This window comes from Algivirga pacifica (assembly GCF_039543525.1).
GTDB lineage: Bacteria > Bacteroidota > Bacteroidia > Cytophagales > Flammeovirgaceae > Algivirga > Algivirga pacifica.
The window spans coordinates 141,120-165,727 of the sequence record NZ_BAABJX010000032.1; the positions used below are offsets into that span (position 1 = coordinate 141,120).

Annotated in this window: 17 protein-coding genes; 10 read left to right on the forward strand and 7 right to left on the reverse strand. The window is 40.6% G+C overall.

The genetic code is table 11. From position 1 onward, the window contains the following. Window positions 1–58 precede the first annotated feature (58 nt). A complete protein-coding gene (gene nrfA, locus ABD985_RS10860) occupies window positions 59–1,558 on the reverse strand; it encodes an ammonia-forming cytochrome c nitrite reductase (RefSeq protein WP_345371642.1) in 1,500 nt (499 codons plus the stop codon). Beyond that, window positions 1,555–2,163, reverse strand: a complete 609-nt coding sequence (gene nrfH / locus ABD985_RS10865) for a cytochrome c nitrite reductase small subunit (RefSeq protein WP_345371644.1) — start codon at window positions 2,161–2,163, stop codon at window positions 1,555–1,557. The genes nrfA and nrfH overlap by 4 nt, the downstream gene beginning before the upstream one ends. Window positions 2,164–2,514: 351 nt before the next feature. Here nrfH and ABD985_RS10870 point away from each other — a divergent pair, with 351 nt between their 5' ends. The 4 genes from ABD985_RS10870 to ABD985_RS10885 all read left to right on the forward strand — a co-directional run bounded on the left by ABD985_RS10870 (window position 2,515) and on the right by ABD985_RS10885 (window position 5,813). Continuing rightward, window positions 2,515–3,000, forward strand: coding sequence for a hypothetical protein (locus ABD985_RS10870; RefSeq protein WP_345371645.1), 486 nt, complete (start codon window positions 2,515–2,517; stop codon window positions 2,998–3,000). A 150-nt stretch (window positions 3,001–3,150) separates the two neighbouring features. After that, entirely contained in the window at window positions 3,151–3,984 is an 834-nt protein-coding gene (locus ABD985_RS10875; RefSeq protein ID WP_345371647.1) for an MBL fold metallo-hydrolase, read from the forward strand. Window positions 3,985–4,059: 75 nt separating this feature from the next. Next, a complete protein-coding gene (locus ABD985_RS10880; protein WP_345371649.1) occupies window positions 4,060–4,665 on the forward strand; it encodes a hypothetical protein in 606 nt (201 codons plus the stop codon). Between the two features lie 116 nt (window positions 4,666–4,781). Continuing rightward, window positions 4,782–5,813 (forward strand): DUF1254 domain-containing protein, encoded by a 1,032-nt coding sequence (locus ABD985_RS10885; RefSeq protein ID WP_345371651.1) that lies wholly within the window; start codon window positions 4,782–4,784, stop codon window positions 5,811–5,813. A gap of 856 nt (window positions 5,814–6,669) precedes the next feature. Here ABD985_RS10885 and purL read toward each other — a convergent pair. Further along, a complete protein-coding gene (gene purL / locus ABD985_RS10890; RefSeq protein ID WP_345371653.1) occupies window positions 6,670–10,356 on the reverse strand; it encodes a phosphoribosylformylglycinamidine synthase in 3,687 nt (1,228 codons plus the stop codon). A 249-nt stretch (window positions 10,357–10,605) separates the two neighbouring features. On the opposite strand from purL, the gene ABD985_RS10895 reads away from it, so the two are divergent. From ABD985_RS10895 to ABD985_RS10905, 3 genes are all read left to right on the forward strand, one after another. Continuing rightward, window positions 10,606–11,412 (forward strand): metallophosphoesterase family protein, encoded by an 807-nt coding sequence (locus ABD985_RS10895; RefSeq protein ID WP_345371655.1) that lies wholly within the window; start codon window positions 10,606–10,608, stop codon window positions 11,410–11,412. A gap of 3 nt (window positions 11,413–11,415) precedes the next feature. Then, on the forward strand, window positions 11,416–12,021 hold the full coding sequence (locus tag ABD985_RS10900; RefSeq protein ID WP_345371657.1) for a hypothetical protein: 606 nt from the start codon (window positions 11,416–11,418) through the stop codon (window positions 12,019–12,021). Between the two features lie 332 nt (window positions 12,022–12,353). Beyond that, window positions 12,354–12,575, forward strand: coding sequence for a hypothetical protein (locus tag ABD985_RS10905; protein WP_345371659.1), 222 nt, complete (start codon window positions 12,354–12,356; stop codon window positions 12,573–12,575). A gap of 376 nt (window positions 12,576–12,951) precedes the next feature. Here ABD985_RS10905 and ABD985_RS10910 read toward each other — a convergent pair whose 3' ends face one another. From ABD985_RS10910 to topA, 4 genes are all read right to left on the reverse strand, one after another. Beyond that, complete coding sequence (locus tag ABD985_RS10910; protein ID WP_345371660.1) at window positions 12,952–15,120, reverse strand: SpoIIE family protein phosphatase; 2,169 nt, start codon at window positions 15,118–15,120, stop codon at window positions 12,952–12,954. A gap of 191 nt (window positions 15,121–15,311) precedes the next feature. Next, on the reverse strand, window positions 15,312–16,379 hold the full coding sequence (gene lpxK, locus ABD985_RS10915; RefSeq protein WP_345371662.1) for a tetraacyldisaccharide 4'-kinase: 1,068 nt from the start codon (window positions 16,377–16,379) through the stop codon (window positions 15,312–15,314). Window positions 16,380–16,490: 111 nt separating this feature from the next. After that, complete coding sequence (sucC, locus tag ABD985_RS10920; protein WP_345371663.1) at window positions 16,491–17,681, reverse strand: ADP-forming succinate--CoA ligase subunit beta; 1,191 nt, start codon at window positions 17,679–17,681, stop codon at window positions 16,491–16,493. 218 nt (window positions 17,682–17,899) lie between these two features. Further along, complete coding sequence (topA, locus tag ABD985_RS10925; protein ID WP_345371664.1) at window positions 17,900–20,302, reverse strand: type I DNA topoisomerase; 2,403 nt, start codon at window positions 20,300–20,302, stop codon at window positions 17,900–17,902. A gap of 1,110 nt (window positions 20,303–21,412) precedes the next feature. Here topA and ABD985_RS10930 point away from each other — a divergent pair. The 3 genes from ABD985_RS10930 (at window position 21,413) to ABD985_RS10940 (ending at window position 24,551) form a co-directional block, all read left to right on the forward strand. Continuing rightward, complete coding sequence (locus ABD985_RS10930; RefSeq protein WP_345371665.1) at window positions 21,413–22,714, forward strand: citrate synthase; 1,302 nt, start codon at window positions 21,413–21,415, stop codon at window positions 22,712–22,714. Window positions 22,715–23,122: 408 nt separating this feature from the next. After that, window positions 23,123–23,827: a hypothetical protein gene (locus ABD985_RS10935; protein WP_345371667.1), complete on the forward strand. Its 705-nt coding sequence runs from the start codon at window positions 23,123–23,125 to the stop codon at window positions 23,825–23,827. A 142-nt stretch (window positions 23,828–23,969) separates the two neighbouring features. Beyond that, window positions 23,970–24,551 (forward strand): hypothetical protein, encoded by a 582-nt coding sequence (locus ABD985_RS10940; protein ID WP_345371669.1) that lies wholly within the window; start codon window positions 23,970–23,972, stop codon window positions 24,549–24,551. Window positions 24,552–24,608: the final 57 nt, after the last annotated feature.

Consider the following 24,608-nt stretch of genomic DNA (forward strand, 5'->3'; position numbering starts at 1 on the left):
AGTAGAATTGTTCCTTTGTCTGCGAATATGCTAGAGGAACAATTCTACTAAACGTCTGTTACTTCATGGAGACTTTCTCAACATCTCGCTGTGACTCTCTTTTCTTAGCCTCCTCTAACCATTTAGGAATAATATTCTCTTTGAACACTTCTTTCTCCTTCTCTAACTTTTGCATATCCAACCCCACATACTTTTGAGCCTTCTCTTTCGTAGAAATATCTGGAAATGGCACTTCTCCTTTATGTCCAAGCTTGGACAATAACCTCGCTAACTTGATACGAGCCTCCTGTGCTATTCTTGTGGCTGTCGATACAATTCTACTCACCTCTACTGGAGAGTGGAACGATCCACCATGAGAAGCTACCGAGTAATCCCATCGCCACTGCGCATGTCGTATATCTTGCAGAATAGGTTTCATTTGCTCCTCTGTTGCTCCTAACTCCCACGCTTTTCCTGCTTCTACATGTGCTCTTACCAGTAACTGTTCCAATTCGTTCTGTGTGCTCTTAATGCGTCGTTGTCTTTGATAAACATCCTCAATCAAGTCATCTTTTTCTTGTCTATGACACACCTGGCAAGAATTAGCCACATTGGCCAATGGAGAGCGAATCTGATGATCCGTAAATTTCTGACCACCTTCTGCCTTGTAAGGCATATGACAATCGGCGCAGGAAACTCCTCTAGCAGCATGTACTCCCGTCATAAATAACTCATAGCCTGGATGCTGCGCTTTCAGCATAGGTGTTTTACTGATAGCATGCGTCCAATCTGAGAAGTTCATACTATCATAGTAAGCTTCCATGTCTTCTACCCTCGTACCATTTTTCCAAGGGAACGTTAAGTATTGAGAACCTCCCCCAGGAGCCTTTTTATTAAAGTAATACTCCACATGACACTGTGCACAAACCAAGGTACGCATCTCCTGATGGGTAGCATCATTAATATCTTTTCCCATTGCCTCAAAGGCTTCTTTCAAGGCTGGACGGGAAATTTGCAAAGACATGGTTTTGGGATTATGACAATCAGCACAACCAATAGGGTTGGTAATCTCAGCCCCTATATCTGCCCACTTACCCGTATAAAACTCCTGAATTCCTATTTCATTCATCAAACGAGGTACATCCGGGCTCTTACACGTCCAACAAGTACTAGGCATGGGACCTGTTCCCGGGCCAGTTGGTCCTCCTGTACGTAGGGTGTTATAGATATCCGTTACGGCATAAGCATGCCCTCTAGGTTGATTATAATCTTTGGAGAAACCATAGCCTGCCCAAAGTACAATCAAATTAGGATCTTCCTCCAAGGCATCACGCATGGCAGAACCGTTCAGGTAACTGACAAAGGAAGTATCCCTGGTTCGCATAAATGACTGGTATTGCCTTGGAAAATTCTCTCCCCAAACCTCATTCCGGGATTCATGTTCATCAATATTCACTTGGGGCTGATAAGCAAACTGACTTTCAGCTTTCCTGTTGATAATGTTATTGAGAAGAAGACTCAACAACAACACGACAACGACCGTGGCTGCAAACAGCAACCAGTTTTTCTTCTGACTCATGGTGTTGGCTTTTTGGATTCAGTGGCTTTTTCCAGCCATTCAGGTACGAAAAGTTCTTGTTGTTCCTTGATGGGAAGAGGTTCCACATGATAGCCTACTGCGGTAAGGCTTTTCACCCTACCATGGGGCGTTTCCCTATGACATTCCCAACAGGTTCTATCCAAGCGATCACTTAAGTGTGAATCAACCCAAGACACGCTCTTGGCATCAGTTACCTGCTCTTTATGACAACGAATACAATTGTTTTGTACAGCTTCCTGTCCTGCCTCATGCATAATAATCGCTTGTGGCTCTGCCCTTAATGTATAAATCGTAGCATGATACAGTCCATCCTTTGCTTTAAAAGCATATTTCTTAAACACATTATCATGAGGTACATGACAATCATTACAAGTAGCCACTCCCCTATGAGAACTGTGCTGCCAGGTAATATACTCTGTGGTCATCACATGGCAATTAATACATGTTCTTGGATCATCCGAAAGATAGGACGTCACATTCGCCACCTTAGCCGTATATAATCCCAAAGCAACAATAGCTCCCATGAGTACAGCGACCACAGGCTGCCATTCTTTTGGAGGAAGTATTTTGCGTAAAAAACCCATAGACAATCTCTATCTTGAAAAACACAAAGCAGTCCATCTATATTTAATCTCCTGCTTTTCAGATATTATTACAACAAATGTTAAAGGGAAAACAATTTACTTATGACGAATAAAAAATAATTTCCTCCCATCCTGAAATGAAAAAACCTTCTAAAAACCCTTTTGAATGAAGGTTTCTAGAAGGTATCCTCTAGTTTATCACTCCAAAGTGATTTATATACTTGTTTTCCCTTATGAAGTTCTTTAGGTCCTCAACATTAACACTCATTAACCCCAAGCTCATTATATAACCTTATCATCTGTAAAATTCACTTTAGATCACTAAACCACAACCTTAAACCCCCTACACTTATGCCTTTCAAGAGTATCAGTATTGACGCTTACATCACACAGCAAAAACAATTACACCCTACTATCGACACCCTTCAACTAAAAAAAGATGTCGAAACAGCCTTGAACGACTTTCACGCTGACAAAAAATGCTCCTGCGGCAATGACATTTGGGTGTTAGGCTCAGTCGGAAAAGAGAGAACCTGTTTCTCTTGTATGCTTGGAACTACTCCCACAACAAATGACCTAGAAATTGAAGGAGCAGAATACAAGGGATTTAATTGTCGAACAGGCAGGCATATGGATGACGCTCCCCTCGAAGAGTTAAGTGGGTATTTTGATGATGATGGATTTGAGTTGAATCCTGATATAGCTCCCAAACCGACCCTATGTTCCGGGTGTATTCATGATGGACATCCATTTAGAGGCATTGTATGTAAACTTTTTAGAATGGGACAAATAGGAGGTGAGGAATTCCAATGTTGTGATTTTCAAGCAGACAAATAGTCTACTTTTTTCTTTAGAGCTTGTTCATATAGAAGATGAAAATGATTCCTTCAAAAAGTAGTATATTCTCACCCTAATCATAATTTTTTTAGAGATCATATAATCCAAAAATCAAGCAAATAAAACCACACACGATCAACAACAAACAGCATGTATATCACAGAATCATTTCAATATGAAGAAGTATTAGGTTTTAAATTTGGCTACCAGCCTATCGGAAAGCCTAATATGTTTTCCCATATTTATTACGTGGATGGACTACTTATTGACACAGGACATCAAAGAGTAAGAAAAGCCGTAAAGAAAACGGTTCAAGAACTGAATGTGGAGCAAATTTTCATTACCCATCATCATGAAGATCATACTGGCAATATTCTTCCCTTACAAGCAATATATGGCTGTGAGGTATATGCGTCTGAAATGTGTTGTGAGTTGATGAAAAATCCCCCCCAATTAAGCTTTGCTCAAAAAATCACTTGGGGAGACCGAGAGGCCTATCAGCATCTTACCCCTATAGAAAATGTGATTTATACTCCTAATTATACTTTTCAGATTATTCCTATACCGGGACATGCTCCTGATATGGTAGCCTTATATGAACCTAATAAAAAATGGCTCTTCTCTGCTGACCTGTTTATCAATACCTATATAGGTTATTTTATAGAAGATGAGAGTATTCGTGAGCAAATCAACTCCATTCAAAAAATTATAACGCTTGATTTTGAGGTGCTATTCTGTAGTCATAACCCTCAACTCTCCCATGGCAAAGAGCGATTGGTGAAGAAACTCCATTTTTTGGAAAGCTTCTTTGAAGAGGTCGCTTCTCTTCATAAGAAAGGTTATTCTCCTGATGAAATTTTCAAACTATTAGAATTAAAAGAAAACTGGATGGTCAAGATACTTTCCGGAGGAAAGCTCTCTAGGTTAAATATGGTAAGATCTGTCGTCAGAGATCTGGAAAGATCCCTGATAAACAAAGAATAAGAGTGACTTATTCTAATTTTTTATTTTTTTACCTAAACTACCCCTTGTACCTAGCAATAACCCATAAAATCTAAGATGAAAAACCTTTTAAGTACCTTCCTTGTACTGATTATCACTTATAATACCCTATCTGCCCAAACTAATGACAGTACAAAAATTTTGGATAGGTTCTTTATGTCCTCCATACAATTGGGCTATATCAACAATAGGTCAGAGCAATTGTCTGCCGGTTTGTTTATACAAGCATCCGCAGAGTATAGAACCCCTAAAGGCCTCTTTGTCAGAGTAAATTTCGATGACTTTAACTCCAATTATGAATTGAGATACCCTCAGGGAACCATTAATTTCTTGAGTGGTAGAGTAGCATTTAACGAGTTGATTGGTGGACTTGGGTATCGCTATGCCTACAAAAAACATAACTTTCTCATCGCACTACAATCAGGCATACGTTTTTATGGGTATCCATTTATTGAAAGTTCAGGGAGTAACCTTTCAGTAGATACTGACAACCGAACAATAGGAGTTTTCAAGTATAGTATAGGCTATGAATACGCCATCGATATTAAATCACTAGTGGTTGTAGAATTATTCAGCAGTAATGTTTTTGAGAAAAAAGACTTCTGGGAAGATCACAATGGTGCTTTTGGTTTCACGGTAGGGATCAATAGAACGATCTTTTAAAGCCTGTTTCTGTTTTGAATCAAACCATTGCATTTCATGTTACCCCTTAGCAAAGCATCTTAATAAATAATTTATAATGCTTTGCAGGAATAGATATAACCCATAAAACGAATAGCATGAAAACGTTAGTAAGTGTATTGTTTGTTTTGGTATTTCTAGGGTGTAACCAGAAGTCAAGTGATAAGACCGAAGAACAAAATCAAGAAGCAAAAGAAGTCACTGCTGAAAATTTCATTCGGGCAGAAACAGACAATATGTTTGCCCAAATGATCGGTAACGCCGGTGGTACTAATCAATTCTTTCATTTTCGAACCCCAACCCCTCTCGATAAACAGACGGTGATTCGAATGAATCGGGATGTACTATATTCCGGTGGTGTTTTTGATGCCCGAGAAGGTCTTGAGATCACTTTCCCGGAAATGCCGGACGATCGCTACGCCTCTATTTACATACTTGATAATGATCACTATGTAGAGGAAATAATTTACGAACCTGGAGATTATACGGTTGAGAGCAAGACTGATTTTGTCTACATTATTGTACGCATTCAGGTATACAATGCGGATGACACGGAAGAGATTAAAATGGTTAATGACCTACAGGATCAATTTATCGTAAAGTCTGTATCTAATCAGGAGTTCCCCGATTTCAGCTGGGACAAAAGTTCATTGGATTCTTTACGAGCTGTGTATAATGCGGAAAGTGCCCAATATGAAAGCTGGGAAGGAATGCAAGGCAAACGAGGAGAGGTCAATGAAGAAACACGTCATATTGCTGCCGCTGCTGCATGGGGCTTGTTACCAGAAGAGGCCGCCACTTATCTTAATTACAAACCTAAAGATACGAAAGAAAACGTTTGTTATACCGCTACTTATGAGGTACCCGACAATACCGGCTTTTGGTCTATCACAGTATATGGAGATGATGGATATATCAAAACGGAAAACTGCCTTCTAAATGGCTCTAACGTGAAGCTCAATAAAGACAGCACCTTTACGGTCCATTTTGGAAGTGAAGAAACTTGCGGGGATGTACCTAACCGACTAGATGCGCCTGAAGGGTGGAACTTCTTGTTTAGGGTTTATCGCCCTGGGAATTCAGTGCTAGATGGAACGTTTAAGTTACCTGAGGTGGAGGCGAAGAAGTGAGGTGTTGGTTATCGGTTATCATAACCATCCGAATTTAATGAAGAATGAGGAATGAAAAATGAAGAATTATGAGGTACTGGTCGTAGCGTCCACGCTACGACCTAAAAGCGCTTTCGGCGAGCGTCCACGCTCGGGTGGAGGTTGGTGATGGATTGATAGATCGAATAAAAAATCACCTTGTTTCGTAAAGTGACGGGATGAATCCCGCCCCTATGTGATATCACCCTTTCAGGGTTTAGGTAGCATACAATTCAGTTATCTTTGCTAGGGATGGAACACCAAAGTATGTTAGTTCAAGGATATCCTTGGACTAGAAATGACGGAAGCATTTGCTTCCGAATTGTCGTGAAATAAGCGACTCGAAAGCAAATGCTTTCGTCATTTTGGGTACAAGATGAATCTTGCACCAACAAGCTTTATATATGAAAATGGAAGGCTAATTGTAAGTAGAGAGCCTTCTAATATTCATTCGTACATACTCTTTTATTACAACCATTCCTTAAAGCTTGTTTAGAATACATCAACCTATATTGATGGCGTAATATGAATAATTATATAAAGTAAAACCACTTCTTCCCATTCAGGAAGAAGTGGTTTTAAAAATCCTAACATATAGAACACACTACTGACGCAGTGCTGTTCACTTAAGGATATGGTAGACACTGGTCTTTGCGTCCTCGCAAAGACCCTATCATAATGGGAGCGTCCTCGCTCCCGATCTGTAAACTTGAGCGTGGACGCTCAATTCATGTTAAGGTCTTCGCGAGGACGCGAAGACCAGTTTCTACCTTTTTACTTTCGGCTTAAGTTGACCTCATTAGTCTCTAATTCACGGCCAAAAACCGATAAGATATCATTAAGCTTGCTCCTCAATCCACTTTCTAGCATTCACGAATGCCTCGATCCAAGGAGATACCTCATGCGCTTCTTTACCAGGATAATATGCCCAGTTCCAAGGGAAGATTGCTCTTTCCAAGTGAGGCATCATCACCAAGTGACGACCATCTGCAGAACATAGTGCCGCTGCATCGAAGTCAGAACCGTTAGGGTTTGCAGGATAGTTGCTATAGCTGTACTTACCAGCGATATCATACTTATCAGCACCGTAAGGAAGGTCAAACTTACCTTCACCGTGTGCTACCCATACACCCAGTCTTGATCCTTTCAAGGACTGTAGCATGATCGACTTTGTATCCTCTGCAATGCTCATGTTTACGAAACCAGACTCGAATTTATGAGAGTTGTTATGCAACATGCGTGGTTTTTCCTCGTGCTCAGGAACTACCAAATCCAATTCTACCATTGCCTGACAACCGTTACATACACCCAAAGACAACGTATCCTTACGAGCATAGAAGTTATCCAATGCTGCTTTCGCCTTTTCGTTGTAAAGGAATGCTCCAGCCCATCCTTTTGCAGAACCCAATACATCAGAGTTAGAGAAACCACCTACGAAAACAATCATGTTTACGTCGGAAAGATCCTCTCTTCCTGCAATCAAGTCCGTCATATGAACGTCTTTCACGTCAAATCCTGCAAGGTATAAAGAGTAAGCCATCTCACGGTCACCGTTCACCCCTTTCTCACGGATGATCGCTGCCTTCACACCTGAATTACCCTCACGGTCTTGTGTCAGACCAAGATCTGCCAACTTACCCGTAAATCCTTCAGGGAACGTATATTTCAATGGAGTCTTGTCATAGTTCTCGTAACGCTCTAGCGCTAGTTCGTCTCCAGACTGCTTTCTATCCAATAGGTAAGAAGTCTTTGTCCATACATCTCTCAATGCTGGGATATCGAAGCTGTTGGCTGTTCCGTTCAAGACCACTGAAAGGTCTGTTCCTTCTACTGCCTCACCAATCTCGTGGAAAGTAACCCCTGCTGCAGTCAATGCACTGCTTACTACTTCTGCATTGTTCGCCTGAATCAATACCGATGGCTTCTCGGAGAATAGTACGCGGATCAGGTCTTCCTCACCCAACGCAGAGATATCGATATTCATACCTACGTTCTGCTCTGCAAAACACATCTCCAATAAAGCGGTGATCATACCCCCTGCCGAGATATCGTGTCCTGCTACAATCTCTCCTGCTTCGATTAGTTCTTGCAGTGTGTTGAATACAGTCTTGAAGTAAGTAGCATCCTGAGGTGTAGGAACCTCTGTACCTACTTTATTCACGACCTGTGCCAATGTAGAACCACCCAAGTGGAACGCATCGTTTGCGAAATCTACATAGAATACTTTCTTACCTACTTGTGCTACCGGCTCAACGATTTTCTTCAAGTCACTTACTTCTCCTACTGAAGAAATAATCACTGTACCTGGAGAGTATACTTTGTCATCTCCGTACTTCTGTGTCATTGAAAGGGAATCCTTACCAGTAGGGATGTTGATCCCCAACCCACAAGCGAAGTCAGAACATGCTTCCACTGCTTTGTACAAGCGAGCGTCCTCTCCTTCGTTCTTACAAGGCCACATCCAGTTTGCTGACAACGATACATTCGCCAACTTGTCTGTCAATGGAGCCCAAACAAGGTTTGTCAATGCCTCAGCAATCGCATTCTTAGAACCTGCAGCAGGGTCTACCAATGCCGCTACCGGAGCGTGACCAATTGTTGTTGCGATCGCATGCTTACCACGGTAATCTACCGCCATCGCTCCTACGTTGTTCAATGGCAACTGTAGTGCACCTGCTGTTTGCTGCTTCGCTACACGTCCTGTTACCGAACGGTCTACTTTGTTTGTCAACCAGTCCTTAGAAGCAACTGCCTCCAATTGCAATACCTGGTTCACATACTCATTTAATTTATCTGCCTCATAGCTTACGTCCTTGAACGTATTCGCTATTGTTTTATCATCCAATACTGTCTTTGGTGCTTTGCCAAAGAAGTTCTCCAACGGAAGATCGATTGGGTTCTTACCCGTCTTCTCGTCTTTTACGGTGAAGTGTAGATCGTTTGTCGTCTCTCCTACGATATACATAGGTGCGCGCTCACGCTCTGCTACACGCTTCAACGTGTCAATGTTTTCTTGCTTGATCACCAATCCCATTCTCTCCTGAGACTCGTTACCGATGATCTCTTTTGAAGAAAGTGTTGGATCTCCTACCGGAAGCTTGTTCAGGTCGATTACTCCTCCTGTTTCCTCGATCAACTCTGACAGGCAGTTCAAGTGTCCACCTGCACCGTGATCGTGAATAGAAACGATAGGGTTCTCATCAGACTCTACCATCGCTCTGATCGCGTTATACACACGTTTCTGCATCTCAGGGTTAGAACGTTGGATAGCGTTCAACTCAATCGAGTTAGAGAACTCACCAGTCGCTACAGAAGAAACGGCACCACCGCCCATACCGATGCGATAGTTATCACCACCCATTACGACTACTTTGTCTCCTGCGTCTGGCTTGTTTTTCAAGGCATGCTCTTTTACCGCCATACCTACACCACCAGCCATCATGATTACTTTGTCGTAACCAAATTTCTTCGCTTCCTCAAAGTGCTCGAAAGTCAATACTGAACCAGAGATCAATGGCTGACCAAACTTGTTACCGAAGTCAGAAGCACCATTTGAAGCCTTGATCAGGATCTCCATTGGAGTTTGGTACAACCAAGGTCTTTCTTCTGTTGCCTGCTCCCATGCTCTATCCTCTTCCAAACGAGAATAAGAAGTCATATATACTGCAGTACCTGCCAAAGGAATAGAACCTGTACCACCCGCAAAACGGTCACGGATCTCACCTCCTGAACCTGTTGCAGCACCATTGAAAGGCTCTACAGTCGTAGGGAAGTTATGTGTTTCGGCTTTAAGGGATAATACGGAATCAATTTCCTTAGGAGAGAAGAAGTCTGGCTTGTCTTGTGTTTTTGGAGCGAACTGCTCCGCTTTTGGTCCCTTTACAAACGCTACGTTGTCTTTATAGGCAGACACTAGGTTATCAGGGGATACTTGTGATGTTTTCTTAATCAACTGGAACAGAGATGATGGTTTTTCCTCTCCATCCACAATAAAGATTCCATTGAAAATCTTATGGCGACAATGCTCTGAGTTTACTTGTGCAAACCCGTATACTTCTGAATCCGTCAACTTACGTCCCAACTTCTCACTTACCTCTTTCAAGTAAGCTACTTCGTCTTCGCTCAACGCCAATCCTTCGGCAGCATTGTAAGCATCGATATCTTCAATGTACTGTACTGGTTCTGGCTCCAGATCGATCTGGAATACCGTTTGGTCCAGCCCTTCATACAACGCTTGTAGCATCGGGTCAAAATCAGCCGTCTTGTCTGATTCTACCTTGGTGAATTCCTCCATACGAAGCAATCCTTCAATTCCCATATTCTGGGTAATTTCCACAGCATTGGTACTCCATGGCGTCAGCATCTCTTTACGAGGGCCTACAAACCAGCCCTCAAGCGTTTCCGCCTCCAGCTTTTCTGCATTTCCGAACAACCATTTAAGACGAGCGACATGCTCTTCAGTAAGTGTGTTGGTGGCATGAACTGCGAATACGTTATCATGAGCACCTTGAAAGAATAAGATCATTTTAAATGAATGATTTGTTAATTAGCCATCACAATTTTGCGGCAAAATTAAGGGAAAATTGGACAGGAACAATTTTATGAAGAGATAAAAGGTAAAAAACTATTTTCAATTATTGATTAATACGGTTAAAAAGGATTACTCCCTGCCCCACTCCACCTCCTGCTTTCCCTTATCTAACATTGCACTATCCTTAGAAACGATTTTATATTTACAGTTGTTTAACCTTAAGCTGAGTTAATTTACGATGTTATGAAGCTAAGGCAACTTATTCTATTCTCTATTTTACTACTGTATGGCTGTACTGAGGCATTTGATTTCAGCACAGTATCCACAGAACTGGATCAACGTTATCAAAACACGATTCAGAAGCAACTTGCTGCCTTAGAAGAAGGTGAGAAAAATACGAGAACCCTTGATTTCCCGATCTCCTTTGCGCTTTTCAGTGACACTCATATGTCCTTCAATAAACTGGATAAAGCAATACAGATTGTAAATGCTAATCCCGACATACGCTTTATTATTCATGCGGGAGATATTGCAGACAATGGCATTCTAAGGGAATATATTTTATTCCATAATACGATGAAAGGCCTATCGGCACCATACTTTACTGTCATCGGAAATCATGATTACTTATTGAATGGAGAAGATATTTATACACAGATGTTTGGTCCCATTAACTACTCAATAAAAATCAATGGGTTATATATTATATTCTTTGATAATGTACGATGGGAAAGTGGACAAGAACCCGATTTCGAATGGCTGGACAACACCTTGAAAACTATTCCTTCAGAAGCAAAAAAACTAGTCGTCAGTCACCTCCCCCCTTGGTCTGGAGAATTGGATGAACCCCAACAACAACGCTATATCAATGCCATGAGAGAAGCTGAAACTACCTTATCCTTACACGGACATATTGGAAAGTTCACTTTTGGCACTCCTTACCAGGACGATATCCCTTACCTAACAGTAGATATGAATGAGACCGACTATTTTGCGGTTATCCATATTTATGCCGATAGTTTACAAGTCGAAAAAATCCCAATCCCTTAAAATATGTCAGTAAGCTGCTCTTCTTTTATAAAAAAATATCTGCTTCTGTTGTTCTTTCTGGCATTATGGCTATTAGGAAGCAACTCCGTTCAGGCACAAGATCGAAAGTGGTATATTCCCAGTCATGCCAAAGTACAATATGCGGGAATTACTGGTTGGCTTGCTGTTGGTCCGGGGTATGAGATCGGGAAGAAGAACTGGTGGCAAATAGACGCATTATACGGATATGTTCCAGAAAGTATTGGAGGACAAAGAAGCCATCACCTCTCCCTCAAAAACACCTTCAAGCTTATCCAACCTCAACTGAGTGAAAAGTTCAAGCTCTTCCCTACTTTGGGGCTGACTACCAGTTTTGATATCAATGGGGATGCCGATTGGCAATTAGCTTCTCTATTTTACCCAGGGTATTATGACATTACTAATGCCATTGTATTTTACCCCTTTGGAGGTATAGGTGCCGAATATCAATTGTCAGCAAGCTTTATTGATCATATAGGATTCTTTGCCGAAGGAGGAGCCTATGCACCACATCTACAAGATCTATTTATCGGGAATGTCAAGGCCAAAGAAATTTTCAGTTTAGGATTAGGCATCAATCTTTTTTTCTAAAAAATCGCACGTAATAAATCTTTACTATTCTCTTATTCTTCAGGTAAGAGAAGACTTTTTCAACACAACCTTACGAGGCTTTTTTCAAGATTATTTAGGAGACAACTCATAAGACCACTCCTCTAACTGCCCCCTCCCTAAGCCCTTTATAGAAAGACCTATTTCCTCTAAAAAAACTTACACCGTATTATTTTTTGAACGATTAAAGAAAATGATTCTTCGTGGAACAGTGGAACATTTCTGTCAAAAACCAATTGAATTAAATGCCTTAATATTGATCAAGTCATCGCCAACAAACTATTAAATGATCACGAAATTTAACTTCTGGAACTATGAATCATCAACTTCAATTAACCCTATTATCCTGTTTTGGTGAAAAAGTAGCAGAACTGGAGCTTCCTAATTGCTTTTTGGAACTATACTGCTGTGAAGGCTACCTCTTAGAAATAGAGTATGATGAACATAAAAAAGAGATCAAACATATACGAGAACAAACAGACCTGGATTGGCTACTTGCCTATGTGAATAGCCTGCAGCTTCCGTTAGCCTACTAATGTTCATGTTGTTTAGTTGAGCTTCGCTCGTTCATGATGTTTAGTTGAATTGTTGAATTGAGCTTCGCTCCATTACATGGCGTATTAATTAGAGTTGATCTTGGTTGTTTACATATACAATCAACGATTCAACTCAAATCAACGGTTCAACTCAATACAAAGTATTGAAATTCAACGATTCAACATAGATTAACGAGTACTACTATAGCAATAATAGTCATAAGCTGCTTTAACCTTCTAATTTTTCTTGTTGGGCTTTTTATTCAAAGAAGGTTAACATTTTTATACTATACAGCCCTTTCTAACGGGAGTCAAGAAAGGGCTGCTTTTTCATCTCTTAGAGCTTGTTTAGAACACTGATTCAGACAAGTTCTTATTATATTTTAGAAGGCATTTCCTCCAAAGCTTGATAGGTTGAAGTCTTCTGACTGTTGTGCTCTAAGCTATAAACATTACAGCAAGCCCCAAACACTAAAATATCATCTGTCTGGTCCTCATCTCCTTTCCATTGTAGATGTAAACGATCAAGTTCCTGGAATTGTCGTTGCATCGGTAAGTGATGAATCTTCTCTATCACCTTTCGGAAACGACGAGAAAGGAGTTTCTTTCCTCTTCTTCCTCCAAACTGATCTTGATACCCATCAGAATACATATAAAACGTTAAATCTGTACTAAGATCAATCTCATGCACCACGTATTTCCCTTTGTTCTTCTTCAGCAGGTCAAACTTGGTCTTGTCCCCTCTCAACTTGCACATGGTATTCCCTCTAAAATAGATTAATGGAATACCCGAAGATGCAAACCTTAACACACCCTTTTGTCGATTAATCACACAGATTCCCATCTCCATACTATCGAAACTTTTGGTTTCTGTAGGCTTTAGATGCTCTTCCAGTACTTCCCCTACCTTCATTAAGATATCACTAGGATCCTTGAGTTTCTTCTGGATAACACTTTCCCGTAAAATACTATTCCCTAAAACACTCATAAAGGCACCAGACACTCCATGCCCTGTACAGTCCGCTACCACGAAGAAGTCCAGGTGCTCTCCATCAATTTCTTCTGTATGCATCCAATAGAAATCTCCACTCACGTATTGCATGGGTTTGTAAAGGATAAAGTGCTCAGAGAAGCACCCTTCTATATCCCTCTCCAATGGAAGAAGAGCCGACTGTATTGTACTGGCATAGCTTAAGCTATCCTCCAAGTCCTCCTTCTTGATCTGTAGCTCCCGACTGACCTCTTGTAAATGTTGTTTTTGTTCCAACAGTAACTGTTGCTTTTCCTGCAAGTCAATATTGGTGCTACTCAATTCCATATTGGCGATACGCTTTCGTTTATTCTCCAAGTATAATACTAAAGCAAATACACAAAAGATCAGTAAAGAAAAGACAACAATATACCCCAATACCTTTTGCCAAAAGATCACAGACTCCTGTTCTTTGTTCTCCTGTTTAAGGTCTTTATTCTCTTCTTCCTTTTGCTCCAACTGATAAGTATTCTCCAACTTTCGGATTACCCCTTCTTTTTCCTTTGTATAGAGACTATCATTAAGCACTTTAAGTCGATGTAGATACTCAAAAGCTTTCTCATAATTATTTGACTTATGATACAGGTGGTATAAATCATCATAAGCAACAGGCAACAATTCAATCATTTTCGCCTCTTCTGCGATAGCCAATCCTGACTTTAACAATCTCTCACCCTTAGAGATCAGTCCCATTTCACGATAGCACTGTCCAAGAGCGATATCAACTGCAGCCATTCCTCTATTAAAGTGAATTTCCTGCGCTCCCTGCTGAGCTATACGGAGATGCTGTAATGCCAACCGATACTCTTCTCTTAGTCGATATGCATTCCCCAGCTTATACTCCGCCCATACCTTACCATACGTAAACCCATCTTTCCCCCAATAGTCTAAGGCATTTTCAAAACGCTCAATAGCCTTCAGGGTACTATCCTGCATCAGGAACATATTCCCCATATTCACACTAACGGTGGCAAGTGACTGTAAATCTCCCAGTCTTTGGGCAACCTTCATCCCCTTCATATAATAACTCTCTGCCAACATATAATTGGCCCTCACCAAAAATACATGCCCTAGCCCATTATAAGCAGACATAAACTCCTTATCATCAGGTAAGTCCTGACACATCCTCAAAGCCTTATAATGACTTTTTTGGGCTTCGACATGACGCCCTGTGACCCTGTAGAGATTACCTAACAAGTTGTAAGCATGTATTTGAACACTATCTACCGGCCCTTTACCGTATAGTTCCAGTCCCTGTTTCAATAATCCAATTGCCCGATCTATTTTCCCTAGCTTAAACTCCGCCATACCCACCTGTATATGCCCCATGAGTTGACCCTTTTTCCAACCGTGGGTCTCCGAATAAGCAATAATACGTTTACCGTGATAAATACTAAGGGAAGGATTGAACGTAACGTCTACATTTGTTTTCTGATATACAGTATAGACATCAGCCGTATCAAGAATAGCCAAAGAGTCTGCCTTCACCCCTCCAAAAGAAGGGAAGTTTTTCATTAACAATAAGATAGTCAGAACGATTAGTTTTGAATAACTATTGATACGCATTAGGCCATTCTACATTTAAGATAAAAGAAAGGAATATGGAGATGAAATAATACAAAAAAATATTGAAAACCTAATATGACTCACAAAGATTACAGTGATTTATTAAATAAAAACTTATGAAAAAGCCCACAATTTCAAATTTACAATTTCTCTCTGATACATTGTTGTAAGGCATTCTGAAGAATTTTTTCATCACCCTTAGAGAATCTCACCTGTATCGGCTGATAATACATAGGAATATCTTCCAAAATACTCTTATAGGTAGGATTCTGTAATTTCACAGCATCTTTTTCCGTGGTGAGCACCACCGGATTTCTCTTCTTAAACTGCTCGTAAGTATCCTTAATCTTATTGACAGCAGTCACATCATAATGGAAATGGTCATAATACTCTATATGTTCAATAATCCGATACCCCATCGCTCTCAAATCTTCAATCAAAGGGCGAGTATTGGCGATTCCCGACACCAAAATCACATTCTTCTGTATTTCTTCCGGTAGGTCATTCCCATGATAAAGTGGTACCCAACCGCTGTAAACAATACTACTGAAAATCACAGGTACCTCTGAACGGGTATACGCTCCTACAGCATTAGAAATATCTTCCTTTTGCTCATAAGTCAGAGAGGTTGGACATTTGGTAACAATCACCAAGTCTGCTCTTTTAGCACCGGCCCTTCTTTCCCTTAAGCGTCCAGCCGGCAATATATAGTCCTCAAAAAAAGGCCTGTTATATTCTGTCAATAGAATATTAAAGTCCCTATGAATCATTCGATGCTGATAAGCATCATCCAACAACAACAGCTGTAAATCTGTCCAATGCCTTAGCATTTCTGTGGTGGCCAGTGCTCTTTTTTCTCCCACTGCCACTCTCACCTCCTTACCAAACTTCATCCAATATTGCATAGGTTCATCCCCTATGGTCAATGCAGAAGCATGTTCATCGGCCATCCTCACGCCTCTTGTTTTCCTACCATATCCTCTACTTAACACGCCTATTTTATAGCGGTCTTTAAGCATTCTGATAAGGTATTCCACATGGGGGGTCTTGCCCGTTCCTCCCACGGATAAATTTCCCACACTAATAATAGGAATGTGAAAATCTTCCACATCTCTCCATCCTATATCAAAAGAATGATTACGGGTATGTGTGGCAGCATCATATAAGGCTGAAAAGGGGAGTAATATTTTTTTGAAAAGGCGATGCATAGCTTTAGCGATTTGTTTGATTGTAATTACGGAAATAAAATAAGGAAGCCTGTTTATTCATACAAATAAACAGGCTTCCAGAAACTTTATTTCTATCAATCAGAAAAAGGATTAAGCTAAAGCAGCTTTTACTTTCTCTGCTGCTTCTTTCAACGTAATCGCTGACGTTACTTTCAATCCAGACTCGTCAATGATTTTTGCTGCTTCTACAGCGTTGGTTCCTTGAAGTCTTACGATGATCGGAACATTGATGTTACCGATGTTTTTGTAAGCCTCAACAACACCATTTGCAACACGGTCACATCTTACGATACCACCAAATACGTTGATAAGGATTGCTTTTACGTTAGGGTCTTTCAGGATAATTCTGAAACCAGCTTCTACCGTTTGAGCATTTGCTTTACCTCCTACATCAAGGAAGTTGGCAGGATCTCCACCTGAAAGCTTAATCATATCCATGGTAGCCATTGCAAGACCAGCACCGTTTACCATACAACCTACGTTACCATCTAGCTTCACGTAGTTCAAACCAGCTTCAGAAGCTTCTACTTCCGTAGGATCCTCCTCTCTAGTATCTCTAAGTGCAGCCAAGTCCGGGTGACGGTACAATGCGTTCTCATCGATAGATACTTTCGCATCTACTGCCATGATCTGATCGTCTGAGGTTTGAAGTACAGGGTTGATCTCGAACATTTCCGAGTCAGAACCCAAGAAAGCACTGTAAAGTGCACTTACAAACTTCACCATTCCTTTGAAGGCCTTACCTTCCAAACCTAGGTTGAATGCAACCTTTCTAGCTTGGAATCCTTGCAAGCCTACTTTAGGATCAACCTCTTCCTTGAAGATCAAGTGAGGAGTCTTCTCGGCAACCTCTTCGATATCCATACCCCCTTCTGTAGAGTACATGATCATGTGACGGCCAGTCGCACGGTCCAACAATACAGACATATAGATCTCGTTTGGCTCGCTCTCTCCTGGATAATAAACATCCTGCTGAATAAGTACTTGGTGTACTTTTTTACCTTCAGCACTTGTTTGAGGAGTCACCAATTGCATACCGATGATCTCTTCTGCTTTCTCTCTCAGTTTGTCGTAGCTAGGAGCAAACTTCACTCCTCCACCTTTACCACGGCCACCTGCGTGCACCTGTGCTTTTACTACCCAACCTTCTGAGCCAGTTTCTTCTGTCAATTTTTTTGCAGCTTCAACAGCTTCATCGGGAGTAGTTGCCAGATATCCTGCTGGTACGTTTACACCGTATCCTTTAAGAATCTCTTTTGCTTGATATTCGTGAATATTCATAATCTATGTTGCCTTTTGGCTTGATTTGTTAACTGTGAGTTTAATTCATTATTCAGGAGCGAAAATGCTCAAGCAATTGCATGTATCAATTCCTGAAGGCAAGTTTAAAGAAAAGTAAACCAAAAACATAATCGCTTAAACGAATTTAAAAATAAGCTTGCCTTTAAAAAAAAATCTATCGCTTGTAAATGGCTGAGAATCCCTTTGTGAGAGGGATTCTATTTTTTCTTAGCCGTTGTTGTTTTACGAGTCGTCGTTTTCTTTGCTGTCGTAGTTTTCTTTGTCGCTGTTTTCTTCGTAGCCGTTTTTTTCTTGGCTTTTGGATCAGGAGCCTCCTCAATCAATTTAATACAATCCCCATAAGTCAACTTCTCAGCTTCTGTTCCTTTTGGAATCTTATAATTTTTCTTTTTATAAGAAATATAAGGTCCCCAACGCCCATTTAATACTTGCAGATCCGCATCCTGCTCAAAGCTTTTGATCAACTTCTTCGCATCTGCTTCCCTTTTCGTCAAGATCAAGGCAATCGCTTCCTCTTCTGTAACGGTTTCTGGGGCTAGTTCTTTTCCAAGAGAGGCAAACTTTCCATCATGTCGTACATATGGACCAAATCGTCCTACATTCGCCGTGATTTCTTTCCCTTCAAACTCTCCCACTACTCTTGGTAGCTTGAACAACTCCAATGCTTCCTCCAAGGTAATATTCTCAATATATTGCCCTTTGCGCATAGAAGCATACGTCTTGTCCTCATCCTCCTGCTCTCCCAACTGTACAATAGGACCAAATCGTCCTAAACGCGCATAAATGTTTCTACCAGTCTTTGGATCTTCCCCTAACAGTCTAGCTGCAGATACATCTGCACGCTCTACTTCTGAGGTATCTTCCACTTTCTGATGGAAAGAACCATAGAAATCTTTGATCATCTGATTCCACACTAACTTTCCATGCGCAATCAGATCAAATTGCTCTTCCACTCTAGCCGTAAATGAATAATCAACGATTCCAGGGAAATACTTCACCAGGAAGTCATTTACAATCATTCCTGTATTGGTCGGGAATAATTTATTTTTCTCAGCTCCTGTAATCTCTGTCCTGGTCTCCTCTGCAATCTGCCCTTTGGTCAAGGTAATTTCTTTATAATCTCTTTCTTTCCCTTCTCTAGGCTCCTTCACTACATAGTCCCTTTTCTGGATAGTAGAAATAGTAGGCGCATAGGTGGACGGTCTTCCGATACCCAGTTCTTCTAATTTCTTTACCAAGCTGGCTTCTGTGTATCTTGCAGGAGGACGAGAGAAACGCTCTGTAGCGACCATCTTGTTCAGGTCAAGCGATTGTCCTACTGAAAGTGGCGGCAACATCCCTTTTTGCTCCTCATCTTCTTCCTCATCCGTAGATTCAAGGTATACTTTCAGGAAGCCCTCAAACTTGATTACCTCTCCAGATGCCTGTAACGTATAATCATACTCTCCTTCTGCAGGAGAATCTATCGAAATATAAGCAGTGGTTTTCTCTAGCTTGGCGTCCGCCATCTGAGAAGCGACTGTACGTTTCCAAATCAAATCATATAATTTGGCTTCACGACTATCTATACCTTCTAATGTATGAAACTGGAAATTGGTAGGACGAATCGCCTCGTGTGCTTCCTGAGCTGATTTGGATTTACTCTTATAAGCTCTGGTCTGAACGTAATCTTCTCCGTAAGCTTTTGAAATCTCCGCGGATACTGCTGCGATTGCATCATCTGAAAGATTTACGGAGTCTGTTCTCATATAAGTAATATGACCTGCCTCATACAGTTTTTGAGCCACTGACATGGTCATAGACACAGGAAAACCTAGCTTACGGCTGGCCTCCTGCTGTAATGTAGAGGTTGTGAATGGTGCTGCAGGTGTACGCTTTCCAGGCTTCACCTTCAAATCCTGTATACTATAAGCAGCCTCTTTGCAATACTCTACAAAAGCCCTAGCTTCTTCTTCTGTCTTTAGTTTCTTGGATAAATCTGCCACCAACTGCTTACCACCTTCCAGATCAAATACAGCTTGTACTTTATAAGCACTTTCAGGTGTAAACTCTGAAATCTCTCGCTCTCTCTCTACCACAATTCGTACGGCAACGGACTGTACCCTACCCGCAGACAAACCTGCCTTTACCTTTTTCCAAAGGACAGGAGACAGCTCAAAACCCACCAATCGGTCCAGGACTCTTCGGGCCTGCTGTGCATTGACCAGGTCCAAATCCACCTCTCTTGGATTATCTATAGCTGTTAGAATCGCTTTCTTGGTAATCTCCCGAAAGACGATTCGTTTCACTTTCTCATTCTTTAATTTAAGGGTCTCCAGCAAGTGCCAGGAAATCGCCTCTCCTTCGCGGTCGTCGTCCGTCGCGAGCCAGACCACATCCACTTCTTTAGAAAGTTTTTTCAACTCTGACACTACCTGCTTCTTATCAGAGGATATTTCATAGACAGGAGCAAAATCCTGTTCTATATTAATGGCATTATTACCCTTTGGTAAGTCTCTCACATGTCCATAGCTGGACATTACCTTGTAGTCCTGACCCAAATATTTCTCAATGGTCTTGGCCTTGGCAGGAGACTCGACTATTACTAAATTTTTAGACATTTTTGGTCTCTCAGTTAAACAGCTAAATCATATACGACAACGCCAGCGGTGGTTTTATACTACAGATATAAAGGTGGACTCTCTGTTCATACTGTTTAATTGAGCTTCGCCCATTCATATTGTTTAGTTGTTATGGTTCTTTATTACCAATAACTATGATAAGCCGCTCATCTATCGATGAGGTTAAACCTTAAACCGTTCTGTTTTATTGTTGAGCCGCTGAACTACGTTTCACTCATTACACCCATCATGATATGCTGTATGATGGCTCACTGAAACACATTCACATCGATTCTACAATAACCGTAACAGTTAAATTCCAACCTAGAATAATAAACAACAGGATCTCCCTGAATAACTATATACCATAGAACTATATAGCGTTTCTATATAGTATAAATGCTCGCGCACGTTTTTAATATAGGGGAACTTTTTTCGTTTATCCAAGAGAATTTGTAATTCTATCCATCTTTTATAGGTTGTAGCGCTGAAGTTCAAAGAAATAATTTTTCAAATTCGAAGCTGCACTGCCTGTATTTACTGAGGAAGAAAACATTGAACTTTAAGGAGAAGGAGGGGCGCCCCTTGTGGTCGTCCCAGAGAAAGGAGAAAGGAGAAAGGAGAAAGGAGAAAGGAGAAAGGAGAAAGGAGAAAGGAGAAAGGAGAAAGGAGAAAGGAGAAAGGAGAAATTTAATGGCTGTTCATCAAACACCCAATACTTTTTTACCTTTTACTTCTTACCTCTTACTTTTTACTTCAAAAACACTGTGTAGCTCTTACGCTTATCTCCATCAACTTCCTAGGCTAAAGAGGGTTTCTAAATGAATGAAAATTCAATATTCGCTAAAACGAATATGCGATAAATTTGAACCCATTCATTTACAATGACTTACGTCAATGTTCTTATTTTTACTCTCATGGAAGGGGGAAGAATGATTGTAAAAAAAAAAAATTTGAAATATATTAGGGCAACTTTTACTAAATCCAAGATTTTCGGACGGTGTATTAACACTTTTAGGGAATCTGAAAATCATATAGACACAACACTTGTCCATAGTAATGAGTTAAACCTAGAACGATCAACAAACAATATAACCGTTATAAAGAGAAATGGAGAAAACAGCACAATTACACTACGAAGGAAAAGTGTACGAACTACCAGTTATTGAAGGCACAGAGGATGAGAAAGCGATTGACATCAGCAAGCTAAGAGCGCAATCGGGTTTAATCACCATGGACGTTGGCTTCAAAAACACAGGCTCTACAACCAGTAACATCACTTTCCTTGACGGGGAAAAAGGTATCCTAAGACACCGTGGTTATTCTATCGAAGATTTGGCAGAGAAAGCTTCTTTCGTAGAAGTTGCTTACTTGCTAATCTATGGTCACTTGCCTTCAACAGAGGAGTTGGATGCATTCCAAAGTGAGATCAGACGTCACACATTGGTGCACGAGAATATTAAGGACATCTTCCAGGGCTTCCCTGCTTCAGCACACCCAATGGGCGTATTGTCATCTTTGGTTACTACACTTTCAGCATTCCATCCTGAATCATTGGACCCACATAGAGATGCGGAAGCAGTAAACTTGACAATCATCCGTTTGCTTGCTAAGATTCCTACATTAGCCGCTTGGTCTTACAAAAACAGCCAAGGACACCCTCAACTATATCCTGATAACAAACTAGGATATGTAGAGAACTTCCTAAAAATGATGTTCGGTCTTCCTACAGAGGAATATAACATTGATCCTGCGTTGGTAGAGGCACTAGACAAGCTATTGATTCTTCACGCTGATCACGAGCAAAACTGTTCGGCTGCTACAGTAAGAGTAGTAGGTTCTTCTGAAGCTTCACTATATGCTTCTATCTCTGGTGGTATCAACGCCCTTTGGGGAGGATTGCATGGTGGTGCTAACCAGAAAGTAATCGAGATGCTAGAGATGATCAAAGCAGACGGTGGTGACATCCAGAAATATATCGACAAAGCGAAAGACCCTAACGATCCATTCCGTTTGATGGGCTTCGGACACAGAGTATACAAGAACTTCGACCCTAGAGCGAAGATCATCAAAAAGTACTGTGATGTCGTATTGGACAAACTAGGCGTACAGGATCAGACTCTTGATATTGCGAAGAAACTAGAGGAAGCTGCATTGAACGATGAGTACTTCATCAACAGAAAGCTATTCCCTAACGTAGACTTCTACTCAGGTATCATCTACAGAGCAATGGGATTCCCTGTAGAAATGTTTACGGTATTGTTTGCAATTGGTCGTCTTCCAGGATGGATCGCTCAGTGGAAAGAGTCAAGAGAAATGAAGCAAGCAATCTCTCGTCCAAGACAAATCTATACAGGTCCAGCATTGAGACCTTTGGTAAGAGAAGAAGAAGCGGTTACTGCTGAGAAGTAATTCTTCGCATAATTAGCTATTCCAATAACAAGCCTCTGAAGAACGATTCTTCAGAGGTTTTTTCATTATTGTTGAATCATTGATTCGTTGAATTTCACCTTCGGTGAGTTGATTGAATAATGACCAGTAAACAATTCAACACGAATCAAGACACTATGTAACGGATTCAACAAAGCTGGAAGAATCCCTTTCTCAGTAAACTTTAAATAATACAAAGACTGTTACCCTCATAGAGTATTCAAATACCAAGTACATTCATAAAAAAGGCCAAAACATCCTCTTTTTATGAAAATTTAGCATAAGGTATTTGTACAAGGCCTTAAAATTGTTGTCTTCTTTTTATATTACCGTTTTGAGAGAACTCACAGAATATATCCAACATTTTTAAAACCATAAATCTAGTTCATTATGTACAAGGTGAAACACGTAGCCAATCAACTTCTACTTTTTATCGCTATCCTTAGCATTGGTTTAGCGAGCAGCAGCTGTGGTAAAAAGAAAAAACTAGCCGAGGAGCAGTTACGCAATGAAACTGTATTGGTTGAAAAAAGTAAAAGTCAATTAAAAGAACTTTTAGCCAAAGAAAATAAAACGCTTGAAGAGGTGGAGGAAGACCGCAAAGCATTAGACCAGATCAAAGGTGGGTTGATGAACATAGAAAATGTTCAATTGAAAGATGAAGAACTAAAAAGCTTGATCGCTAAAGAAGAAGCTAAACTAGACCAAGAGGCGGTAGAGATTGAGAAGCGTATGGCAGAACTAGCCCAGATTGAAGCAGAAAAAGCACGTAGAGCGGCTATCCGTGAGCAAATGGAGAGCAAGGAAAATAAAGACATCTACTACTATATGGACCGTATCCCTACAGCAGCAGACACTCCTTCTGCCAATAAAATGATTACGGAAACACTTTCATTGTTTAGCTCCCCTGAAGCGACTGTTCTGATTGAGGTGTACAATGATGGCAGTGTAGTGGATTATGACGAGCCAACCACAATCATCCGCTACCTTAACCTATTGAAGGATACTGAAAAATCCCCTTACAAAGTAAAATCTTTCAAGAAAGATGAAGCGGGTAAAATCACTAAGCTTATCGTAACAAAAGTACAGTATTAACCCCAGGTACTTTCTATCGTAGCTAAACCTGATCCTTTCGTAATCAATTTCGATTGACCGTAGATAGCTTTAGCATTCACCTAAAGCAGGTTAGCTATACTATTTAATAGAGACTTCACTAGACTTTAACATATCATTTGTTATGAAAAAATATGCAATTATCCTTTTTGCCCTTTCAATGGCATTTTTCAATTCATCTGCCTTTGCTCAAGGCCCTACACTACCTCCGGGAAGAAAAGCCGCTATTGACTCTCTGGCATTGGAAAAAGTCAATGACCTTAGTAAATACATCACTAAGATTGGAGATAAAGAAACTTCTTTTTCTGAAGCCAACCGTGTGATTGAACGTGCTCTGGAATTATTCAACGAAGAGGCTCAAATTGGCGTATCCTCTCTTAACCGTAAAAAAATCCGTTATTACACGGTTCGTAAGTATTTAGAGACACTCAACCGACTGAACTATAAAAGTGTAAAAATTCAGTGGTTTGATATCCAATATATTTCTGATTTGGAAAGACAGCCTGACGGCACTTATGTAGGGGTTATTACCATTTACCAAAGCTTCGAAGGTACCACAGAAGATGGCCTGACGTATAAGGACACTACAAAAAAGGATATTACGGTATATGTAAAACGTAAAGAAATCCAGATTGACGGGGAAACTATCGGCTTCTGGGATGTATTGCTAGGAGATATCCGTGTGGCAGAGACCAGAAAAGGATAAACGTCTGCTTGGAATACTGATTTAGAAGTAAGCCAATTTAAAGTGTAGAGTGTAGAG

Coding starts and splice junctions, on each gene's coding strand:
- ABD985_RS10910 (WP_345371660.1), bottom strand. CDS start 15,120: ATGAAAAACTTCCCTTCTTTTGGAGGGGTGAAGGCAGACTCTTTGGCT.
- ABD985_RS10870 (WP_345371645.1), top strand. CDS start 2,515: ATGCCTTTCAAGAGTATCAGTATTGACGCTTACATCACACAGCAAAAA.
- lpxK (WP_345371662.1), bottom strand. CDS start 16,379: ATGCATCGCCTTTTCAAAAAAATATTACTCCCCTTTTCAGCCTTATAT.
- ABD985_RS10930 (WP_345371665.1), top strand. CDS start 21,413: ATGGAGAAAACAGCACAATTACACTACGAAGGAAAAGTGTACGAACTA.
- ABD985_RS10935 (WP_345371667.1), top strand. CDS start 23,123: ATGTACAAGGTGAAACACGTAGCCAATCAACTTCTACTTTTTATCGCT.
- nrfH (WP_345371644.1), bottom strand. CDS start 2,163: ATGGGTTTTTTACGCAAAATACTTCCTCCAAAAGAATGGCAGCCTGTG.
- ABD985_RS10880 (WP_345371649.1), top strand. CDS start 4,060: ATGAAAAACCTTTTAAGTACCTTCCTTGTACTGATTATCACTTATAAT.
- purL (WP_345371653.1), bottom strand. CDS start 10,356: ATGATCTTATTCTTTCAAGGTGCTCATGATAACGTATTCGCAGTTCAT.
- ABD985_RS10875 (WP_345371647.1), top strand. CDS start 3,151: ATGTATATCACAGAATCATTTCAATATGAAGAAGTATTAGGTTTTAAA.
- nrfA (WP_345371642.1), bottom strand. CDS start 1,558: ATGAGTCAGAAGAAAAACTGGTTGCTGTTTGCAGCCACGGTCGTTGTC.
- topA (WP_345371664.1), bottom strand. CDS start 20,302: ATGTCTAAAAATTTAGTAATAGTCGAGTCTCCTGCCAAGGCCAAGACC.
- ABD985_RS10900 (WP_345371657.1), top strand. CDS start 11,416: ATGTCAGTAAGCTGCTCTTCTTTTATAAAAAAATATCTGCTTCTGTTG.
- ABD985_RS10905 (WP_345371659.1), top strand. CDS start 12,354: ATGAATCATCAACTTCAATTAACCCTATTATCCTGTTTTGGTGAAAAA.
- sucC (WP_345371663.1), bottom strand. CDS start 17,681: ATGAATATTCACGAATATCAAGCAAAAGAGATTCTTAAAGGATACGGT.
- ABD985_RS10885 (WP_345371651.1), top strand. CDS start 4,782: ATGAAAACGTTAGTAAGTGTATTGTTTGTTTTGGTATTTCTAGGGTGT.
- ABD985_RS10895 (WP_345371655.1), top strand. CDS start 10,606: ATGAAGCTAAGGCAACTTATTCTATTCTCTATTTTACTACTGTATGGC.
- ABD985_RS10940 (WP_345371669.1), top strand. CDS start 23,970: ATGAAAAAATATGCAATTATCCTTTTTGCCCTTTCAATGGCATTTTTC.